Raw genomic sequence first — 2,024 nt, 5'->3', positions numbered from 1 at the left:
GCTAGGGGTCGCAGGGCAAGCTTCTGGAGCTGCAGCTGGTGCTAAAGCGTTTGGGACCGCTGGCTCGGCACTTGGAGGACCGTTTGTGGGTGCGATAGGCGCCCTTGTCGGTGGCGGGTTCGGCGCCTTCGTTGGCGCCCAAGGCGCCAAGTCCCTCGGCACCTATCTCACAGGCGGCGACACCCCCAACAAGCTCGGCCCGCCGCTGACGCTGCCCAACGGCACGGGGCTGACCCCGACTGTCACGACATCGGACGGAAGCCAATACGCGCTGGTGCAGATCGAAGGCAAGTACACCTGGTTCTCGATCCAGGACAACCCCGCCTTGCCCAGCCGCTATGTGGAAGTCGTCAGCGGCGCCAAGGCGGCCGAACTCACCGGCAGCTACCTTCAGGCGGCGGGCTTCGAATCGCAGCTGGCCCAGGCTCGGGCAGAGGCCGCCCAGCAGCAGCGCGAAGCTTTGCGGGAAGCATTTGCGCGCAGCGAGATCCAGTCGGCCAACAACATGGGCCCCAATGGCCTGCTGTGGGGCACCCCCTCCGCCATCGGTGCCCACGCCACCCAGACCTGGGCTCGGTCGCCCGAGCCGGGCCAAGCCCTGAACATCCTGGACGTGCGCAATGCCGATGGCTCCGCCAGCCGCATCGTGCAGGAAGTCGACAGAGCCCGCGGCGAGCTTCTCGGCGAGAAAACCTACGAGAACCACAGTGCGTCTCCGGACGGCTTTCGCCTGGTGGCAACCAGCGACTATCAAAGCGGCGTTCACTGGACGCTCAACCGCGAAACGGGTGTCATGGAGCAAGCCGGGGGCACACCCGCCAAGGCTGGCGGCCCATCCGTCGAGGATGGGTTCGCTCCTGACGGCTCGCCTCTGGGACTGGCCGCAACGGTGATTCATGAAGGCAGGGCCCACACGACCATCTGGGCTCGCGATGCCGCAACCGGCCACTACACAGAAACCGAGACCATCACCCGGCGCGATGGCGCGGGCAACGTCACGCAGTCTGCAACTGCCGTTCGAAACTACGCGGCCGATGGCATGGAATTGCAAAGTGCGGCGCCACCGAACCCTGCACAAAACGAAGAGGGCTCTGTCCACGTCATCCCCGGTTCGTTCAGGACGCCTGCACCTGCACAGGCTCCTGCGCAGCGGGAACCCGTTCCTCAGATCACCACGCATGAATCGCGCATCGTGCCCACGCCGGGCGGCATGAGCTTTGCCGAGGCGCACCGGCGCCGCGACGAGCCCGAGCAGATTTCCCCGGGCTCGTTGCGGCCCGTGGGCAAGCTGGATGTATCCAATTTGGACAAGAGCAGCCCGTTGTACCGGATGCACCTGGCGCAGGAGCAGGCCCATATGCGCGACCTGGAGATTGCGCTGGCGCAGGACAGGGAGCGGTTCAAGAACGAGCCGAGCCCTCAAAGGACGCTGCAGCCTTCGGTGGAGCGCACGCAGGAGCGCGCGCAGGAACGTCCGCAGGAACGCGCACAGGACCATTCGCCAAGGCGTTTGCTGGAGGATGCGCCTGTGGCACAGGCGCATGTCAGCCCTGCTCGGCCGATCGCTGGCGCCGAGACGATGCACTCGCCGACAACCCACGCCTCAGTGGCGGCCCCGGTGCACTCGAACCCTCAAGGCGATGCCGCAGCCATTGCGGCGGCGCAAGCCCAGGTGGCCGCAGCGCAAGCCCGGGAGGCTGCGGCACAGGCCGAATTGGCCCAGATGCACCAGCAGATGGCACGCATGGCCGCAGAGCGCAGACACGGCGGCCTGGAGCGGCGTGATGAGCGCGATGAGAGGGATCGGCGCGATCAGCCAGGGACGACGCAGATCGTGCAAGGCCGCGACAGCCGGCATGATTTGGAGGCGGGCACGTACGGCAAACAGATATCCGCCACTGCCGCGGCCGACACGAGCCGCCCGTTGCTGCGCGAATTCAGCGACCCGCGTCATCCCCAAAATGCGCTGTACAACACCCTCATAGAGGTGCTTCCCGAGGGTACGTCTCCGAGATGGGTGGCAC

General features: G+C 66.5%; 1 protein-coding gene. It reads left to right on the top strand.

Features of this window, described 5'->3' with window-relative positions; translation table 11 throughout:
• Positions 1-85: 85 nt before the first annotated feature.
• The coding region (locus EJI00_RS24730; RefSeq protein WP_148110656.1) for a hypothetical protein at positions 86-2,024 on the top strand (1,939 nt) is incomplete at its 3' end.

It is taken from the genome of Variovorax sp. DXTD-1 (assembly GCF_003984625.1).
GTDB lineage: Bacteria > Pseudomonadota > Gammaproteobacteria > Burkholderiales > Burkholderiaceae_C > Variovorax.
This window is presented reverse-complemented; position numbering and strand designations above follow the sequence as displayed.